The following is an 18,617-nucleotide window of genomic DNA, read 5'->3' as shown; positions in this document are numbered from 1 at the left end:
ATCAAGCGGCGGCGGCGTGACCAAACATAAAGATCGCGGTAGCAACAATTGCAAGCATCAAAAAAGCGAAGCTGCGCCATTTGTCCTGCGGTCTCTTCCTGGCTGCCTCGAAAGCCACGAAGCACTGGAGAGCATAAAATAAAGCGAATGCACGACTGGCAAGAGAGATGACCTCATTTACATTGGTTGCCAGCAATATACCCATGCCGATCACTGTCACCAGAAGATAGGCATGTCTTGCGTCTACCTTGCCGTGCGTTACCTCTCGAATGAGACCGACATTGCCAATACCATCTGCAAGAGCTGCCGATATCTGGCTCCCCATCGCAGCAATCGTTAGTGCTGCAGGCAATATTAGTCCAACAGAACCGGCGACGGTAATCACCGCGGCTACGCCTTCTCCTTGTTGCAAATCTTTGTAAAGAGGCAACAACAGCAAAAAGAAGACGAGATAAATAATGCCGGAAATAAGTTGCGCGTCTCTCATCGCCTTTGTCCGTGTATCCGCCTTGAAGCGCCCTCCGGTAAACCGGGTCGTCTCAAATCCTTGCACAACGACCAAAAGGCCTAGTAGCACAGGAATAGAGGCGGTGGACAGCTTTCCAGCGACTGCGGAAAACGCACTTCCATCAAGCATTATCTGTGAATTCATAACTGCGAGGGAAGCCAGAAACCCTCCAATCACTGCGAGATTGAAGGTTGTCGCAAATCGTTCAAGCCTTGCAACCCTTTCTGCTCCGCCTGACCACCCCAGAATACCGATACCTAAAAGCAGCCCCAAAGCGATAACTGTGCCCCAGTGATTGCTATGGATGCCGAAAGACGTGAGCAGGAAACTCCCCAGTAGGGACAAATAATATGCGACAGATATGAAATAGGCAAAAGCGAGAATAATATGGCTTAGTTCTTCAACGGACGAGAGGAGCTTATCACGGCCCTTATCCAACTCGCTTTCAACAACGACAATATTGTAACGGATTGCCCAGCCAAAGAAAAAAGCCAGGAAGACAAGCACCATCATGGCCGGGGCAGCAAATCCACCAAATGATCGAACAAGCAGCGGCGCTGAAACAAGAAACCCACTTCCAACAATGGATGCCAGAGGTGTTATGGTTGCTTGCCACTCTTTACTACGAGAAAAATTCGAAAATTCCAGAAAAACGACAACGGCTATTGCTACTACAAAAAAGGCTATTTGTGTCATGAACTTAGTCTCAAATAAAAGCAACCTGTCGAGCGTCACGATGACCACAAGACAGACTACCCTCATATAACGCCCGGACGAGGAATTTGTTCCCAAACAAAAGCGGATCACCAGTAAGGCAACCCGCTTATCTTAACCGCGACGACATTTAATCTTTAGATCTTGAGAACAGCAAATCCTTTTTCCAGATCCTCTTTCAAGTCAACAATATCTTCCAGCCCGACATGCAATCGGATCAATTTGCCCGGGTCGTCCCACGTGGTTGCCGTGCGATAGCTACGCGGATCAACATAGGTGATGAGGCTTTCAAAACCTCCCCAACTGAAGCCGAGCGCAAACAGCTCCAGCGCATCAATGAAAGCAAAGGCCTGCTTTTGCGTGCAGTCCTTAAGCACAACGCCCATAAGTCCGCAAGCTCCTTTGAAGTCCCGTTTCCAGATGGCGTGCCCGGGGTCGCTTTCTAACGCCGGAAAAAGAACACGATCCACTTCGGGGCGAGCCTCCAGCCATTTGGCAATCTCGAGGGCGCTCTCCTGATGCTGCCTCAACCGCAGCCCCATTGTCCTTAGGCCGCGCAAGGCGAGATAAACGTCATTCGGCCCCACATGATATCCCATGGCCCCATGCACGGCTTCCAGACGTGGCCATGCTTTTTCATTGGCAGAAACCGCGCCCAGCATGACATCAGAGTGACCAACAATATATTTTGTGCCCGCCTGAATGGTCATGTCAACGCCATGCCCCATGCTGTCGAAATAGAGCGGCGAAGCCCAGGTGTTGTCGAGCAGGACCAGAATATCGCGTGCATGAGCCGCTTTCACGATCGCAGGAATATCCTGCATCTCAAAGGTCTGGGAGCCGGGCGCTTCAGTAAATACCGCACTGGTGTTGTCCTTAAAGAGCGTCCCGATGTCAGCGCCGATCAGAGGGTCATAGTAATCAACCTCGACGCCCATGGAAATAAGCACCGTGTCAGCAAAATGCCGTGTCGGCTCGTAGGCGCTATCGGTGATCAAGACATGGTCACCACTTTTACAGGCAGCAAGCAAGGCCAGCGAACAGGCAGCCAACCCGGACGGCACCAGAACTGTTCCAGCCGCACCTTCTAGATCCGTTAAAGCATCACGCAGTGCATTGGTCGTGGGGGTTCCTCTGCGCCCGTAAGAATACTTAGCCTTGCCAGAGTAAAGTTCTTCTGTAGACTTGAAGATTACGGTAGATCCATGAATCACGGGTGGATTTACAAAACCATCATTTTCTTCCGGGTTTCGTCCGGTAGTGACTAATCTTGTGTCAGTGTGATAGTTTTTTGTGCATTTTTCGTTTTTAGCCATTTTTATTTGGCCCTCCTGGCACTGTTAGTCCGTTTGAAGTTCAGCATATTTAACTGCTAAAACCATAAAAAAGAACAGATAGTTTCAGTTTTACGACATCCGTGCACAATTTTCGTGCGAAATTCGTCTTATTGTCCGCATGTCTGTATTTTGCCTCTTGACCCAAGTGCAATAATTTTCTGAGATACCCCCTGTCAAACGGTATATTTAACGCTTGGCCAACAAAAACGACAGGGGCATGGGCTGCTCATGCAATCCATTGCTATCTGAAACTTATCGAGACAATCCTATTCTTATTTGGGCAACAAACGAAGGCTGCAAAATGAAGAAAGTTCTTATTTCCGTACTTATGGGTTCTGCCATGGCTGTAGGCGCGTCCGCTGCCAGCGCAACAACCCTTGAAGATGTTAAAGCCAAAGGCGCTGTTCAGTGCGGTGTTAGCCAGGGTCTGCCAGGCTTCTCCAACCCGGACGATCAGGGCAACTGGACCGGCATCGACGTTGACGTTTGCCGCGCTGTTGCTGCTGCCGTATTTGGCGATGCTACTGCTGTTAAATACACCCCGCTGTCTGCTAAAGAGCGTTTCACTGCTCTGCAATCCAGCGAAATTGATCTTCTTTCCCGTAACACCACCTGGACCATGACCCGTGACACATCTCTGGGTCTGAACTTCGCTGGTGTGAACTATTATGATGGTCAGGGCTTCATGGTTCGTGAATCTCTGGGGATCACTTCTGCTCTGGAGCTTGATGGCGCTTCTGTTTGCACCAACACCGGCACCACCACCGAGCTGAACGTTACCGACTATTTCCGCTCTCATGACATGCAGCTCGAACTGGTTCAGTTCGAAAAGTCTGACGAAGTTGTTCAGGCTTATGACAGCGGTCGTTGCGACGTTTACACCACTGACGCTTCCGGTCTCTATGCACAGCGTCTGAAACTCACCAACCCTGACGAACATATTGTTCTGCCAGAAATCATTTCCAAAGAGCCTCTCGGCCCAGTTGTCCGTCAGGGCGACGACGAATGGTTCAACATTGTGAAATGGTCTCTTTTCGCCATGATCAACGCTGAAGAACTCGGCGTGTCTTCCGCCAATGTTGAAGAAATGAAAGAAAGCAAAAACCCTGCAATCCGTCGTCTTGTCGGCGTTGAAGGTGCTTTCGGCGAAAATATCGGCCTGTCCAACGACTGGGCTTACAACATCATCAAGCAGGTTGGTAACTACGCTGAAATCTTTGATAACAACGTAGGTCCGGATACTCCGCTGAAAATTTCCCGCGGCGTAAATGCCCTGTGGTCTAACGGTGGCTTCCAGTACGCACCGCCTATCCGCTAATTGGCAATAAAGATCCCCGGCAGGACAAAACCGTCCGCCGGGGTTTTTTATAAGCGTCATCTAAAGAATAACAAAATCTAAACGCGCATACTGTTTGGATGTCGCACTCGATAGATCGGCCTTTTTAGATAGGTCGGTGTCACACGAGGATAATATGGCTGCTAAACCTCAACAGACCGCCGAGCGAAGCTCTGCCAAAGGATCGATATTCAACGATCCGAAGGTAAGGGGCATTATTTATCAGCTCTTGCTGGTCGCCGGGCTCGTATATTTTTTCTGGAGCATCGTTCAAAACGCCTCCCATAACCTGGAAAAACAAAATATTGCTTCCGGGTTCGGTTTTCTGGGAAACACCGCTGGCTTTTTGCCGAACCAGACCCTTATCGACCTTTCCGCAACATCTACCTACGGGCAAGCATTGCTCGCGGGGCTTTTGAATACGCTTTTGATCGCCGTGATCGGCATTTTTCTTGCCACGATCGTTGGCTTCGTCATGGGTGTTGCACGGCTCTCCAACAACTGGGTCATTTCAAAACTCGCTACGATGTATATTGAAATCGTGCGCAACATTCCTTTGTTGCTGCAGCTTTTCTTTTGGTACTTCGCAGTTTTGCGCTCACTGCCGCATCCCAAGCAGTCATCATCGATATTTGATATCTTCTTCCTCAACAACCGCGGGCTCTATATGCCGCGCCCTGTTTTTGAAGATGGATCAGGTAATATTCTGCTGGCACTTGTGATTGCAATTGTCGCCAGCATAGGCATCAGCATTTGGGCAAAACGCCGACAAATGGCAACCGGTCAACGGTTCCCGGCCTTTCTGACCAGTCTGGGACTCATTATAATTCTACCATTTCTAGCCTATCTCGTCTCCGGCATGCCCGTCAGCTACGATTATGCGCAGCTCAAAGGCTTCAACTTCAAAGGTGGCATGAAGGTCATTCCCGAATTTGTCGGCTTGCTGCTGGCTTTGACGATCTATACCGGCGCCTTCATTGCCGAGATTGTTCGTGCGGGTATTCTGGCTGTGAACCATGGCCAAACGGAAGCGGCCCATGCACTGGGCTTGCGCAATGGTCCGACCTTGCGTCTGGTCATCATTCCTCAGGCCATGCGCGTCATCATACCGCCGCTCACAAGCCAATATCTAAACTTGACGAAGAACTCCTCTCTGGCCGTTGCCATCGCCTATCCCGATATCGTTTCGGTAGGCGGCACTGTGCTCAACCAGACAGGGCAGGCGATCGAAGTTATTGCCGTCTGGATGATCGTCTATCTCAGTATCTCGCTGTTAACATCGATCCTGATGAACTGGTACAACCGGTCCATTGCGTTGGTAGAGAGATAGGAGAACCTCATGTCACAAAAACCATTCTCCTTTGTCCGTAAGGAAATGCTCGACGAGCGGTCTGCCCCGATTTCATCGCAAGGGCCGCTCTACTGGATGCATCAGAATCTCCTATCCTCGATCCCGAATGCCTTATTGACGCTGTTCGGTATCTTTGTGATCTATCAGATCCTGAGCGCAATCATTCCCTTCGCCCTGCTCAATGCCGTTTGGGAAGGCTCCGACCGAGAAGCCTGCATCGCCAATGGCGCTGCTCATGGTGCATGCTGGGCCTATGTGAAGGCCTATTTCCCGCAGTTCGTCTATGGACGCTATCCTGATGACCAAATCTGGCGCGTCAATATCGTCTTCATCGTCGGCGTACTAGGTCTCATTCCAACGTTAATCCCGTCTGTTCCGTTCAAGCGGGCCAACGTTCTGTTCATGTTGCTGGTCTTCCCGGTCATGACATTCATTCTGCTGTCGGGTGGCAACCTGTCTTTTGAAGATCATATCGTTGGCTTTATTGTCGGCTTTGCGATTGTTCTGGGATTGGGAGCATTGATCACCTATGCCACGCAAGGCAAGATGAAGCCGGTTCTTCTGACCCTGTCGGCCATCGGAGTCGGCATTGCCATCATTTATGCGGTCATGTCCATCGATTTCGGACTGGAACCCGTTGAAACGGCAAACTGGGGCGGATTCCTTGTTACCCTGGTCATTGCGATCACCGGCATTGTGGCATCCTTGCCTTTGGGGATCGTGCTGGCACTTGGCCGCAGATCCCAGATGCCGGTTGTCCGCTTGGTGTCGATAATCTTTATCGAGTTCTGGCGCGGCGTACCACTCATTACGGTGCTCTTCATGTCGTCTGTCGTGCTTCCGCTTTTCCTGCCGGAAGGCGTCAATTTCGACAAGTTGTTGCGTGCGTTGATCGGTGTGGCCCTTTTCTCCGCTGCCTATATGGCGGAGGTCGTTCGAGGAGGCTTGCAAGCCATACCCAAAGGACAGTATGAAGGGGCAGACGCTCTTGGTCTGACATTCTGGCAGTCTACCGGCTTGATCATTATGCCGCAGGCTCTCAAACTCGTCATTCCGGGCATCGTGAACACTTTCATCGGGCTATTCAAGGATACGACACTGGTTTTGATCATTGGTCTGTTCGATCTTCTGGGGCAGGTACAATCCTCCTTCACTGATCCAACCTGGTCGACCCCTGTTACATCACATACGGGTTACCTCTTTGCAGCTATGACCTTCTGGATCTTCTGCTTCGGTATGTCCCGATATTCAATCTTCATGGAAAACCGGCTGCACACCGGTCATAAACGATAAGCAGTCAGGAGTAATAAAATGAGTGACAACGCAGTCGAAGCGTCTCCGGCCGAAGTCAAAAAAATGCAAATCTCCGAGACCGATGTTGCCATCGAAATCGATGGTATGAACAAATGGTACGGTGACTTCCATGTACTCAGAGACATCAATTTGAAAGTCATGCGTGGCGAACGCATCGTTATTGCCGGTCCTTCCGGCTCGGGCAAATCGACGATGATCCGCTGCATCAACCGTCTTGAAGAGCATCAGGAAGGCAAAATTATTGTCGATGGTATCGAGTTGACCAACGACTTGAAAAAGATCGACGAGATCCGCAGGGAAGTGGGCATGGTGTTCCAGCACTTCAACCTTTTCCCGCATCTAACAATCTTGGAAAACCTGACGCTGGCTCCAATCTGGGTACGCAATATGCCCAAGAAGGAAGCCGAAGAGATTGCCATGCACTATCTGGAACGCGTCAAGATTCCGGAGCAGGCCCTGAAATATCCCGGACAGCTTTCCGGTGGTCAACAACAGCGTGTGGCGATCGCTCGCTCGCTTTGCATGAATCCGCGCATCATGCTGTTCGATGAGCCGACATCAGCCCTTGACCCTGAAATGATCAAGGAAGTGCTCGACGTTATGGTCTCTTTGGCCGAAGAAGGCATGACCATGCTCTGTGTGACCCACGAAATGGGTTTTGCCCGGCAGGTCGCCAACCGCGTGATCTTCATGGATGCAGGCCAGATCGTTGAACAGAACGAGCCTGAGGAATTCTTTACCAATCCTCAGCATGAACGCACCAAGCTGTTCCTTAGCCAGATTCTTCACTAGAAACAAACCTCTGGATAATCTTGGCAGAAACAACAGAGCCCGGGCAAATGCCCGGGCTCTTTTTTTCAAAATACAAAGGTCAGGTGAGCCAATCAGGCTCTGTCGCAAATAGCGCGATCTTAGAAGTGATAGGTCAGGCCGACTTTTGCCACCGCGCCATCAATATCTGTCTTGGTGCTGGCACCACCGATATTGTAGGTTTTGTCATCAGACCAACGGTAACCGGCCTCTGCACGCATGGATACATTTTCAGCAACCATGGCTTCCACACCACCGGTCAGACCGACAAAGGTATGGACATTGTCGTCATTTGCATCCGTTGCAAGGTTGGTGAGTTCAGCATCCTGAAAACCAACGCCAACGGCTGCATAAGGCATAAAGAAGCCCATATCATAGCCTGCGCGGGCGCGCAATTCGGCGTCCCAGTTGCTTTCAAAGCGAGTGGTTGCGCTTTTGTCGTTGATAGTATTGTAGTTGGCGAGCAATTCAGGGCCGAACACGACATGATCATAAACCATGTTGTAACCAGCATAACCACCAAGTGTCATACCGTCCCCATCCACAGAAGCAGAACCGCCATTGGAGTTGGTTTCGCTCCAGATGCCGCCAAGTGCAACACCGGCATAAGCACCTTCCCATGGATTACCCGCCATGACCTCAGCCGGAGCCGGAGGCGCTACGTAGGGATCAGATTGCGGCAGGTCAGCAGCCATGCTGGCCCCGGTCGCAGCCATCAAAACAACCGCACTTGAAATAATTACTCTTTTCATATTCATCACCGCTAGTTTGTTGTCTTCTCGTGTGAATTACGTAAGAGACTAACGTTTAGCAGTGAGACTTGTTCCTAAAGTGGTCGAAATAAGCCATAAATGTGACGACACTCCGCCGTGACAACTTTGCAACATCTGTCATGCTGAAACCGTCAAATCAAAGCAAAATTATGAAGTTATCCGGTGGAAAACCGTAAAAATGCTAGTCTTTTTCGATGATGCTATCGTCCCTTGAGGCCCATTCTGTCCAAGAACCGTCATAAAGTGAAAGCTTTTTCTGCCCCATTGTGTCGAGTGCTAGAAAGAGGATCGCAGCTGTCGCACCCGAACCGCACGAGGTGATGATGGGCTTGGACAGGTCGACACCGGCCTCAATAAAGCGCTCTTTCAAAAACGCAACATCCTTCAATTGGCCGTTATCATCGATAAGGCCGTTGAAGGGAACATTCTTTGAGCCAGGCATGCGACCAGAGGACAGGTGAGGGCGGGGCTCAGGTGCAATCCCACGCCAACGTTCTTCCGAGCGCGCATCAACAATCTCTACGCCGTCATCCTTGATCGCCTTGAGCATGTCATCAAAATTGCGCACGGCCCCATGGTCCAACTGTGCATTGAAACGACCGCGCGCGCGTGGTCGGATCTCATCCGTAACCGGCCTTTTCTCAGCCTTCCATTTCGGCAGCCCCCCATCAAGGATATAAACGTCTTTGACACCCATAACGCGGAAGGTCCACCAAAGGCGCGGTGCGGAGCTTAGTCCCAGCCCATCATAAACCACCACGGTTTGGCCATCACTGATTCCCATTTTAGAGACTTCGGCGTTAAACAATTCTGCACTTGGCAACATGTGCGGCAAATCCGTAGACAAGTCTGCAATTTCGTCAATATCGAAAAACAGCGCACCCGGAATATGCGCACGCCTGAATTCGGCCTTAGGATCACGTTCAAGCTGAGGCAAATACCAGGAGCCATCTAGAATAACGACATCAGGGCTATCCAGATGCGCTTCCAACCATTCCGAATCCACCAACCACTTCGTACGCTCAGCCATGTTTATTCTCCGACACTTTTCCTCTGACGACAAGCTGCCGCCAAGAGCGGTGACAAGTCATTCCAATGCATAGCATTTTATCAATGGCAGACACCATCTTTGCAAACAACAAATCACGACTAAAAAGAAAGAGCGACCCAGCGCTGACGACCAAACACAAAAAAGGCCGGCGCAGGCCGACCTTTCTGTCTTTGAAAAATACTCGAACTGCCGGATCGATTAATCCTTTTTGGAAAGCTGTTCGAATGCTTCCATTGCATGGGCAGAATACATGAGAGCCGGGCCGCCGCCCATATAAATGGCGCAACCGAGTGTTTCTTCGAGTTCTTCCTTGGTGACACCAAGGCGAACCAATGCAGCAGTATGGAAAGCCATGCAAGGCTCGCAGCGCAAGGCAACAGCAATTGCCAGGGTGATCAGCTCTTTGGTCTTTTCGTCAAGCGCGCCATTCTTGGTCGCTCCACCAGCCATGGCATAGAATCCGGCGATGGTGTCTGGCTGGTCCTTTTTCAGAACCGCAACCTGCGAAGAAACGTCTTTCATCATTTGTTTGTAATCGGAAGCCATTACGAACCTCATTTTTAGAATTGTGAACCATGATGGTCGACTAATGTATTACGCGCTCCTGCATGTTATTTCAATAGTTTCAAACATATTCAGGTACAAATATTGAGTATTTGTTCTGCTTGTTTAAAACTTGGATTTATGATTCCCCGAATGCGCATAATCAACACCTGTCCATCTCAGGCATCTGCTGAACACTATAACGCTGTTTAACATATGATTGGACGGGGCGCGTCCAGTTTTGAACTAACAATATCGCGATAAAGAGACGCAAGCCAGTCTCAATAATTGAGACAGTACTAAATGAAGCCCAGCCCAACTTTATATTCAGTCGGCGAATTTGATTCGAATTCTGCGATTCTGTTTACCCTTATTTTCAATCTTGGACACAACAACGGCACCAATCTCGGATGTTTTCTTGACATGAGACCCGCCACAGGGTTGTAAATCCACGTCGCCAATTGCAACCAGACGAACTTTGCCAGACCCACGCGGCGGCTGAACAGACATGGTCTTCACAAGATCTGGCTGGGCGTCAAGCTCTTCATCAGAGATCCAACGGGTTGAGACCTCGTGATCCTGATTGATGAGCTTCATTAGCATTTCGGTGAGAGATTCTTTTGTAAAATCAGGATCGGGCAACTTGAAATCGAGGCGCGCTTCCTTTTCACCGACCTGACCACCAGTCACGGGGTAGGGAACTGCAACAGAGAGCAAATGCAGAGCCGTGTGAAAGCGCATATATTTATAGCGCAGATCCCAATTGATTTCACAACTCACAGTGTCGCCCACAGACAATGAATGGCCCTGACCTTCGGCCGGAACATGAAGAATATCAGAACTTTCCTTGTCTTTTAACGTCGTTGCGACATCGACCTTTGTGCCATCGGCCGCTGTAAGAACGCCCGCATCCCCAGGCTGCCCACCCCCCATGGCGTAGAATACGGTTTGATCCAGAACGATGGATCCATCTTCCCTTATATCAACGACCTTGGCTTCGCAGCCGGTCAGGTAAGAATCATCACGAAACAGATCTTTGGTCACGGGAATTGCCTCACAAATTGTCTATGAAAATTGTTTGCAGGACTGCAGTATTCACACTGTTGCACGGCCATGAGAGAAGAGCAAGGGACTGCAATCGACGTCATCTCACCAAGAAAAATGGCAAAAAAAAGCGCTCTCTGTCTTGGAGGACTGAAGAGAGCGCTCAGCTGGTTCACAAGGGAGGAAGTGAACCAGAATGGTTGCTTATTGCTTAGTAAGCCTGACGATAGATCGCCTCGATATCGGCAACAGACAAATCAACAGGGTTCCAGTCGAGCAGGCGACGAATGTCGTGCGCTTCTTTCGCCATGGAAGCGAGGTCTTCTTCTGGCACGCCATGTGCGCGTAGACGCATGTCAAGCCCAAGCGCTTCGCAGAAAGAACGAGCCCCTGCCAGAACATCTGGTGTCGTGGTGCCGGTGAAGCCCAGAGCCTTGCAAACCTTAGCGGTCTTCTCAGGTGCAGCCGGTGCATTGGCAGCCAGCGTATGCGGGAAAATCAGCGCATTTGCGATGCCATGCGCCAGTTTGTAGCGCGTTCCCAGAGGGTAGGAAATGGCATGCCCCGAGGTCGTATTGACCGGACCAAGACAAACACCGCCATAAAAAGCAGCCAGAGCCAAGCCCGTGCGGGCTTCTGCATCTGAACCATCCTCAACCGCACGTTTGAGATATTTACCAACAAGTTCAATACCCTGCAGCGCATAGCTATCGATGATCGGGTGGGAGCGTTTGGACGTGAAAGCTTCTACGCAATGGGCCATGGCATCAACACCCGTTGCCGCAGTTACCATGGCAGGAACCGTCATGGTCATGGTGGGATCGACGATGGCCAGGTCAGCCAGCATATGGACGCTTTCCGTTGCAACCTTGCTCATGGTTTCCGGATTGGTCACCAATGCGCGCGTGCCAACTTCAGAGCCAGTACCGGCAGTCGTCGGAATCTGAACAAGGCCGACTTTGCGGGGGAGGGCGCGGTGAGGGCCTGAGATATCGTCAAATTTGACATCCTGCCAAACGAGAACAGCTACAAGCTTGGCAAGATCCATGGCAGACCCGCCACCAAACCCGATAACGACATCGCAACCGGCGGCAGCCTCAACAGCCTTTTCCATATTGGCAATATCAGGTTCCGGCACAACATCACCAAAACAGGTAACATTTTCCAGCCCGAGAAGATCTAGTCGCGCAACATTGACAGCATCTGCGACAACGAAGGGGGCTTTATATCCCTTCTGCTTGATCCAGTCAGCAAGGGTACCAATGGTCCCTTCGCCAAACCTGATGACAGATGGAAACTGCATTTCTAGTGGAGATGTAAGGGTTAGCATCAGTTGAATTCCTCCCAACGAAGATCTTCCGGATATCTGTATGAACGAATGAAAACACCCGTCTCTTTATTAAACTCAACGCCCAAATTGCGCCCAAATAGAATATTTGTCAATCTTGTATTTACATGTAAATTCCAACCATTAAACCCACCAAACACGAAATGCATACCAGCATTGCAAATCAACAATCGAATTTTTCAGTTATTATTCAATGATATAGAAGAGTTTTTCTATCAACGGTAAAGGACTATAAATTCACACACGCCAACAGAAGCACCTATACTATTCGCTAGGCGATACAATTTAAGTTGACAAATTGGCAGATTGTAAGCATGGTAGCCATCAAGGTCCGAGGAGACCTGTGGGGCCAACCAGCCTCGCCCCTAATTGGAGGACTAAATGTCGACAGTATCGGAACCCAAAAGCGACATGTGGATTGGCAGTGGTTTGCTGATCTTCTGCGCTATCTCAGCCTGGCTAACGCTGGACATCAAAAGCGGCATGAGCAGTTCAGTTGCCGGCCCATCCATGGTCCCATGGCTCATGATTGGTGGCACCGCGCTCTTATCTCTTCTTTTGATTTTTCGCGCCAAAGCCCAAGCGGGTGGGGAAGAAGCCAAGACCATTTCTATGCCTGATGCGCACACTTTGCTCATCATGCTGGCTTTCGTACTCCTTCTGGTCGCCTATGCAATCGCATTTTATCCAATCGGCTACATACCAGCCACACTCGTGACCTTCTTCGTTGGTCTCTGGTTGCTTGGCGAAAGACGCTGGCTCGTCTTTGCCCTGTTCCCGGTGATCATGACACTCGCCGTCTATTATGGCTTCACAGAACTTCTGTCGGTCTGGCTGCCATAAACCCTATAGCCAAACCGTTCATTCTCGGGAGGATAAAGAATGAAAAAATCACTACTCACCCTTTCCGTCGCAGCTGCCGCAGTCATGGCCGCTGGCACAGTCTCCGCAGCAGATTTCCCGGCACGTCCTATTCAGGTCATTGTCCCTTACTCCGCAGGTGGCTCTACCGACCTTTCCCTGCGTGTCTTCGCTGACATCTTCGAAAAGAACTTCGAAGACAAACAGATGGTTATCCGTAACCAGCCAGGTGGCGGCGGTGCTATCGGTACATCTGCAGCCGTTCATGGTCGTCCTGATGGTTACACCCTCGGCGCTGCTGCTCAGGGTCCGATCGCCATCAAGCCACATATTGGCGGCGCTGACTATGAAGTAGACGACTTCAACTTTGTTGGTCTGTTTGCTCGTTCCCTGCAGGTAATGGTTGCTTGTAAAGACGCACCGTTCACCGATTTTGACAGCTTCGTAGACTATGCAAAATCCAAGAAGCCGCAAGTCGGCAACTCCGGTGCTGGCGGTGCCAACCAGGTCTCCGCAGAGGCATTCGCTGAAGCAGCCGGCATCAAGATCGAGTCTATCCCGTTCCAGGGCTCTTCCAAAGCCCGCACAGCCTGCATCGGCGGTCATATCGATGCCATGGTTGCCTCACCGGCAGAAGCCAAAGCTGCTGCTGACGCTGGCCAGATGACGCCTCTGTTCGTCATGGAAGAAAAACGCATCGACCTGTTCCCCGACACCCCGACGGCAGTCGAAAAGGGCGTTGACTTCACATGGTCTTCCTGGAAAGGCCTGATCGCTCCGAAGAATGTAGACGCCGATGCTCTGGCATGGCTGCGTGACGCGGTTAAAACCGTCGCAACTGACCCTGCATTCATTCAGAAGATGACCGACATGGGCGAATTCGTAACCTACGAAGACGCTGAAACCTTCGAAAAGCGCGTTCACAACGACAGTGACGTTGCCAAGAAGGTCCTCGAAGACCTCGGCATGCTGGGCATGAACAAGTAAGCCAAATCGCTTGCTCAAGCCGACTATTACTGGAGCGCGGTCCCCGCGCTCCAGACTCCAACGAAAACAACTGTCACGTCTGAAGACGAAGACTTCAGCAGATTTGCCTGAAAGTTGACCATGGACACGCTCTCCTATCTCGCACCCCTCCTTGACTTCGAAGTACTCTGGACGATTGCTCTGGGCACTTTGGGCGGGCTGGTAATCGGCGCCCTGCCTGGCCTGACTGCCACAATGGGTGTTGCCCTGCTCATTCCCCTCACTTTCAGCATGACGCCCGTCATGGGCCTGAACATGTTGATCGGCATTTATATTGGCGGCATCTATGGTGGGTGTGTTTCGTCCATTCTCCTTAGAACCCCCGGCACGCCAGCCTCTGCAGCCACCGTGCTTGACGGCTATCCACTCGCTCAAAAAGGGCAGGCGGGTAAGGCCCTCGGAATGGCGACCATCGCCTCTACCGTTGGCGGCCTCATCGCAGCCATTGTGCTCGCAACGCTTGCCCCGCAGCTCGCCAGCGTCGCTTTGGAATTCGGTGCTCCGGAATATTTTGCCCTTGCTCTTTTCGGCCTGACCATCATTGCATCGCTCTCTGGCGATCTGGTGAAGGGGGCTATTTCGGGTTTGCTTGGCATTTTGATCGCCTGTGTGGGGGCAGACCCGATTTCCGGCGTCATGCGCTACACCTTCGGCATCAATGGGTTTGCCTCCGGCTTTGCCTTCACACCAGCCCTGATTGGCTTGTTCGCTCTGTCTGAAGTTTTCACCCAGCTCGAACGCCTGTCCACCAAGGATGATTCAATCATCACCAACGTGACCGGACGCTGGCCAACAATGCAGGAAATGAAAGAAAGTGCCTCGGCCCTGATCCGCGGTTCCCTGATCGGTACCTTTATCGGTATCGTACCGGGCACAGGTTCTGGCACCGCCTCCTGGATTTCCTATAACGAAGCCCGTCGCTCTTCAAAAACGCCGGAGAAATTCGGCACCGGTCACGTCCCAGGGGTTGCCGCAACCGAAAGCGCCAACAACGCGGTTTGCGCTTCGGCTCTTATCCCGCTGCTTGCCCTTGGCGTTCCTGGCGATGTTGTGACTGCCGTTCTCATGGGCGGTCTGATGATCCAGGGCCTCGCTCCCGGACCGATGCTCTTCCAGACCAACCCGGACGTTGTCGTCGGCATCTTCGGCGGCACCTTCATCGCAACGATCTTCATGTTCATCTTCGGCATGGCGCTCATCCCGCTCTTCTCTAAGATCCTGATGGTTCCACGCAGAATGCTCACGATCTCCATCGTCATTTTCTGCTTCATCGGTTCCTTCTCGATCAACCTGAACCAGGTCGACTTGCTGACGATGGTAGGCTTCGGGGTTCTGGGCTGGGGTATGCAGAAATTCGGCTTCAGTCAGGCTGCCCTGTGTATCGCCCTTATCCTTGGCCCAATGATGGAATCAAACCTGCGCCGCGGTCTTCTTCAGACCGGTGACAATGTAATTGAATTCATCTCCGGCCCGATCACCCTTCTGTTCATTGGCCTCACAATTCTGTCACTTGGCTGGCCATTCATTTCCAAGGCTATTGCGAATTCCAAAAATTCCAAGCAAGCCACAAACCCAACGGAGTAACCCCATGACCAAAGAGGCATATGTTGCACTCGTCACATGCTTTAACGAAGACGAGACACTTAATTACGAAGCAACCCGCGCCCAGGTACGTCGGCAGATCGAAGCAGGAAACAACATCCTGTGCGCAGGCACAAACGGCGATTTCTCAGCCCTGACCTTTGACGAAAAGGTACGCCTGACTGACGAAGTGGTTTCCGAAGCCAAAGGCAAATGCAAAGTCATCGTCAATGCTGGCATGCCTGCAACCTTTGAAACGGTCAAGCTTGCCAAAGAATTCGACCGTATTGGTGTTGATGGTATCGCAGTCATTGCGCCTTTCTTCATCGCCTGCACACAGGACGGTCTGGAACGTCACTATCTGACGGTTGCTGACGCAGTCAACACGCCGATCTATCTCTATGATATCCCGGCACGTACCCAGAACCATATCGAGCCGGAAACCGCTCGCAAGCTTTCGTCCCATCCGAACATTGCCGGCATCAAGGATTCTGGTGGTCAGCAAGAAACGCTGGAAGCTTACATGCAGGTTGGCAAGGACGTAGAAGGCTTTGACGTCTATTCTGGCCCTGACCATCTGGTTCACTGGGCTTTGCAGAATGGCGCTGCTGGCTGCATCTCCGGCCTCGGCAACGTGATGCCTGAAGTGCTTGCCAAGATCGTATCCTGCTTCAATGCTGGCGACGAAGCGGGCGCTGCAGCAGCACAGGAAATCTACGGCAACTTCCGTAAAGACCTCTATGGCCTCGGCTTCCCTCCAGCCATGGTGAAGCGTGCCCTGTGGGTCATGGATCACTCTGTTGGTGCCTCCCGTCAGCCAGCCCTTCTGCCAGATCCTGAGCAGGACAAACAGGTTGAAGCCCTTCTCAAGAAATATGAGCTGATCAAATAATGGTTAAGGTACTCACCACTTCACCCGGCTTTGGCAAACATGGCCGGGTGCCAGATGAAATCGCGGCTCACGGGTGGGATCTCGTGCGCTGTGATGACACCTCCAAACCGGACGGCGGTGTTTCCGAGCAGATCGCAGATGCAGACATCCTTGTTGTCGGTCTGGTTCCTGTCACTGCGGATACACTGGTCGGTGCGGACAATCTCAAGGCCGTCATCAAGCATGGGGTAGGGGTCGACAATATCGACATTCCAGCCTGCTCCGCCAAAAACATGCCGGTTTGCAACACGCCTGCCGCGAACGCAGACGCTGTTGCAGAGCTCGCAGTCGGCTTCATGTATGCCATGGCCCGCTTCATCCCGCAGGGGCATGTTTGCGTGACCAGTAGCAAATGGGAACGCCGCGTTGGCACTCAGCTTGGCGGCAAGACCCTGGGCATCGTAGGCCTCGGCAACATCGGCAAACGCCTCGCCAAACTGGCCATCGGCGTTGGCATGAAGGTTGTTGCAACCGATCCTTATGCTGACATGGCATTCGCCAAAGAGAACAGCATCGAAATCCTGTCTCTTGAAGACCTGCTGGGCAAATCCGATTATGTGTCCCTGCATATCTTCGGCGGCAAGGACAATGCAGCACTGATCAACCCGGATACCATCGCCAAGATGAAACCGGGCGCTAAACTGATCAATCTTGCCCGCGGTGAAGTTGTTGAACTGGACGCCATTGCTGCGGCTCTGGATAGCGGCCAGTTGGGCGGTGTTGCCATTGATGCCTATGTCACGGAACCACCTGAAACCTCTCATCCGGTCTTTAGCCACCCCAATGCGATCTTTACCCCGCATTCCGGTGCCGATACTAAGGAAGCAGTTGAGAATGTTGGCTTGATGGTCGTTGAAGACATTGCCACCATCATGGAAGGCGGCATGCCGAAGCGTTGCCTCAATGCCGGCGACCTGAAATAGGTAAGAAAAACAGGTGAGGGCTGCAAAGCCCTCCGTTTCTATTCTAAGGAGAGAGACATGTCTAACAGCCCGGTAGTCATCACCATGGGCGATCCTTCCGGCGTAGGCGCGGAAGTGACTGTAAAAGCCATGGCAGCGCTTTCTGCCGAACAGAGAGCCCAGTATGCTGTTATCGGCGACATGGACACGCTGGAACGCGCAATCGCGGTGAGCAAAGTGGACCTACCATTGCACGCGCATGGCACTGTGGGTCAGGAAGGGTCTCTGGCCGTCATCCATCTGCCAATTGAAGGACTGCCCGGCGAATTCGGCGTTCTGTCACCGGCCTGTGGCGAAGCTTCCTTCCAGTATATCAAGAAGGCTGTTGACATGGTGCAAGCTGGCGAAGCTGCCTGCATTGTGACCGCACCGATCAACAAGGCCGCCCTCAACGCTGCCGGCCATCACTATGATGGTCACACCGGCATGCTGGCCCATCTGACCGGCTCGAAAAGCTCCTTCATGTTGCTGGCGTCCAAAACACTGAACGTGCTGCATATCTCCACCCATGTGTCTCTCAAGACCGCCATCGAGCGCTCCACGCCTGAACGCGTACTTGACACCATCCGCATGGGCCACAAGCACTTCAAGCGGATGGGATATGACAATCCGCGCATTGCTGTTGCAGGCATCAACCCCCATTGCGGGGAAGGTGGTCTCTTCGGCGATGAAGATGACGAGCATACCTTGCCCGGCGTTGAAATGGCGCAGAAAGAAGGCATCAATGTTGTCGGACCAGTTCCGGCCGATACCGTCTATCACCGCGCACATAACGGCGCCTTTGACCTTGTCATTGCGCAGTATCACGATCAGGGCCACATCCCGATCAAGATCATTGCCTTTGATTCAGCGGTCAATGTTTCGCTCGGTTTGCCAATTGATCGCTGCTCCGTAGACCACGGAACGGCCTTTGACATCGCGGGTACCGGCAAGGCAAATCACGTCAATATGCTGAGCACCCTCGATTACGCAAGCAAGCTTGCGGCAACTAGGGACAAACGGTGATATCACCTTTTCTCCTGATCCCTATTCAAACTAATCCACCTTTATGGGAGCCTTCGGGCTCCCTCTTTTTTACCTTCCTTCGGGTGTGCCACAAGCATGTGCCGCAACAGACAAAGAAAAAG

The 18,617-nt window shown here is 51.7% G+C and carries 17 protein-coding genes; 10 read left to right on the top strand and 7 right to left on the bottom strand.

Annotated features, from left to right (window positions below; all coding sequences use genetic code 11):
• Position 1: 1 nt before the first annotated feature.
• Both ACKPCT_RS06390 and metC read right to left on the bottom strand, forming a co-directional pair.
• Entirely contained in the window at positions 2-1,204 is a 1,203-nt protein-coding gene (locus tag ACKPCT_RS06390; RefSeq protein WP_319568706.1) for a hypothetical protein, read from the bottom strand.
• A 155-nt stretch (positions 1,205-1,359) separates the two neighbouring features.
• The gene (gene metC, locus ACKPCT_RS06385) at positions 1,360-2,538 is read right to left on the bottom strand and encodes a cystathionine beta-lyase (protein ID WP_319568705.1); all 1,179 of its coding nucleotides are present in this window, start codon (positions 2,536-2,538) and stop codon (positions 1,360-1,362) included.
• A 322-nt stretch (positions 2,539-2,860) separates the two neighbouring features.
• Between metC and ACKPCT_RS06380 the strand changes: the two genes are divergently transcribed.
• From ACKPCT_RS06380 to ACKPCT_RS06365, 4 genes are all read left to right on the top strand, one after another.
• Positions 2,861-3,877 carry an amino acid ABC transporter substrate-binding protein gene (locus ACKPCT_RS06380; RefSeq protein WP_090073830.1) on the top strand — a complete coding sequence of 339 codons (1,017 nt, stop codon included), beginning with the start codon at positions 2,861-2,863 and terminating at the stop codon, positions 3,875-3,877.
• A 154-nt stretch (positions 3,878-4,031) separates the two neighbouring features.
• A complete protein-coding gene (locus ACKPCT_RS06375; RefSeq protein WP_319568704.1) occupies positions 4,032-5,225 on the top strand; it encodes an amino acid ABC transporter permease in 1,194 nt (397 codons plus the stop codon).
• A gap of 9 nt (positions 5,226-5,234) precedes the next feature.
• Positions 5,235-6,539, top strand: coding sequence for an amino acid ABC transporter permease (locus ACKPCT_RS06370; RefSeq protein ID WP_319568703.1), 1,305 nt, complete (start codon positions 5,235-5,237; stop codon positions 6,537-6,539).
• Positions 6,540-6,557: 18 nt separating this feature from the next.
• Positions 6,558-7,352: an amino acid ABC transporter ATP-binding protein gene (locus ACKPCT_RS06365; RefSeq protein ID WP_090073768.1), complete on the top strand. Its 795-nt coding sequence runs from the start codon at positions 6,558-6,560 to the stop codon at positions 7,350-7,352.
• Positions 7,353-7,471: 119 nt separating this feature from the next.
• Here ACKPCT_RS06365 and ACKPCT_RS06360 read toward each other — a convergent pair whose 3' ends face one another.
• From ACKPCT_RS06360 to ACKPCT_RS06340, 5 genes are all read right to left on the bottom strand, one after another.
• Positions 7,472-8,122 (bottom strand): outer membrane protein, encoded by a 651-nt coding sequence (locus tag ACKPCT_RS06360; protein ID WP_175528093.1) that lies wholly within the window; start codon positions 8,120-8,122, stop codon positions 7,472-7,474.
• 202 nt (positions 8,123-8,324) lie between these two features.
• Complete coding sequence (sseA, locus tag ACKPCT_RS06355; protein WP_319568702.1) at positions 8,325-9,173, bottom strand: 3-mercaptopyruvate sulfurtransferase; 849 nt, start codon at positions 9,171-9,173, stop codon at positions 8,325-8,327.
• A 219-nt stretch (positions 9,174-9,392) separates the two neighbouring features.
• Positions 9,393-9,740: a carboxymuconolactone decarboxylase family protein gene (locus ACKPCT_RS06350; RefSeq protein WP_090073764.1), complete on the bottom strand. Its 348-nt coding sequence runs from the start codon at positions 9,738-9,740 to the stop codon at positions 9,393-9,395.
• Positions 9,741-10,064: 324 nt separating this feature from the next.
• A complete protein-coding gene (locus ACKPCT_RS06345) occupies positions 10,065-10,781 on the bottom strand; it encodes an alanyl-tRNA editing protein (protein ID WP_090073762.1) in 717 nt (238 codons plus the stop codon).
• A 211-nt stretch (positions 10,782-10,992) separates the two neighbouring features.
• Positions 10,993-12,111, bottom strand: a complete 1,119-nt coding sequence (locus tag ACKPCT_RS06340) for an iron-containing alcohol dehydrogenase family protein (RefSeq protein WP_319568701.1) — start codon at positions 12,109-12,111, stop codon at positions 10,993-10,995.
• A gap of 399 nt (positions 12,112-12,510) precedes the next feature.
• Here ACKPCT_RS06340 and ACKPCT_RS06335 point away from each other — a divergent pair, with 399 nt between their 5' ends.
• From ACKPCT_RS06335 to pdxA, 6 genes are all read left to right on the top strand, one after another.
• Complete coding sequence (locus ACKPCT_RS06335; protein ID WP_090073759.1) at positions 12,511-12,972, top strand: tripartite tricarboxylate transporter TctB family protein; 462 nt, start codon at positions 12,511-12,513, stop codon at positions 12,970-12,972.
• Positions 12,973-13,011: 39 nt separating this feature from the next.
• Positions 13,012-13,977, top strand: a complete 966-nt coding sequence (locus tag ACKPCT_RS06330) for a Bug family tripartite tricarboxylate transporter substrate binding protein (protein ID WP_090073757.1) — start codon at positions 13,012-13,014, stop codon at positions 13,975-13,977.
• A gap of 120 nt (positions 13,978-14,097) precedes the next feature.
• The gene (locus ACKPCT_RS06325; RefSeq protein WP_319568700.1) at positions 14,098-15,600 is read left to right on the top strand and encodes a tripartite tricarboxylate transporter permease; all 1,503 of its coding nucleotides are present in this window, start codon (positions 14,098-14,100) and stop codon (positions 15,598-15,600) included.
• Positions 15,601-15,604: 4 nt separating this feature from the next.
• Positions 15,605-16,489, top strand: coding sequence for a dihydrodipicolinate synthase family protein (locus ACKPCT_RS06320; RefSeq protein ID WP_319568699.1), 885 nt, complete (start codon positions 15,605-15,607; stop codon positions 16,487-16,489).
• Positions 16,489-17,451: a phosphoglycerate dehydrogenase gene (locus ACKPCT_RS06315; RefSeq protein WP_319568698.1), complete on the top strand. Its 963-nt coding sequence runs from the start codon at positions 16,489-16,491 to the stop codon at positions 17,449-17,451. The genes ACKPCT_RS06320 and ACKPCT_RS06315 overlap by 1 nt, the downstream gene beginning before the upstream one ends.
• A gap of 57 nt (positions 17,452-17,508) precedes the next feature.
• Complete coding sequence (pdxA, locus tag ACKPCT_RS06310; protein ID WP_319568697.1) at positions 17,509-18,495, top strand: 4-hydroxythreonine-4-phosphate dehydrogenase PdxA; 987 nt, start codon at positions 17,509-17,511, stop codon at positions 18,493-18,495.
• Positions 18,496-18,617: the final 122 nt, after the last annotated feature.

It is taken from the genome of Cohaesibacter marisflavi, assembly GCF_963665895.2.
In the GTDB taxonomy this organism is placed as follows: Bacteria; Pseudomonadota; Alphaproteobacteria; order Rhizobiales; family Cohaesibacteraceae; genus Cohaesibacter; species Cohaesibacter marisflavi.
The sequence above is the reverse complement of the archived record's forward strand: the minus strand, read 5'-3'. Positions and strand labels throughout refer to the sequence as shown.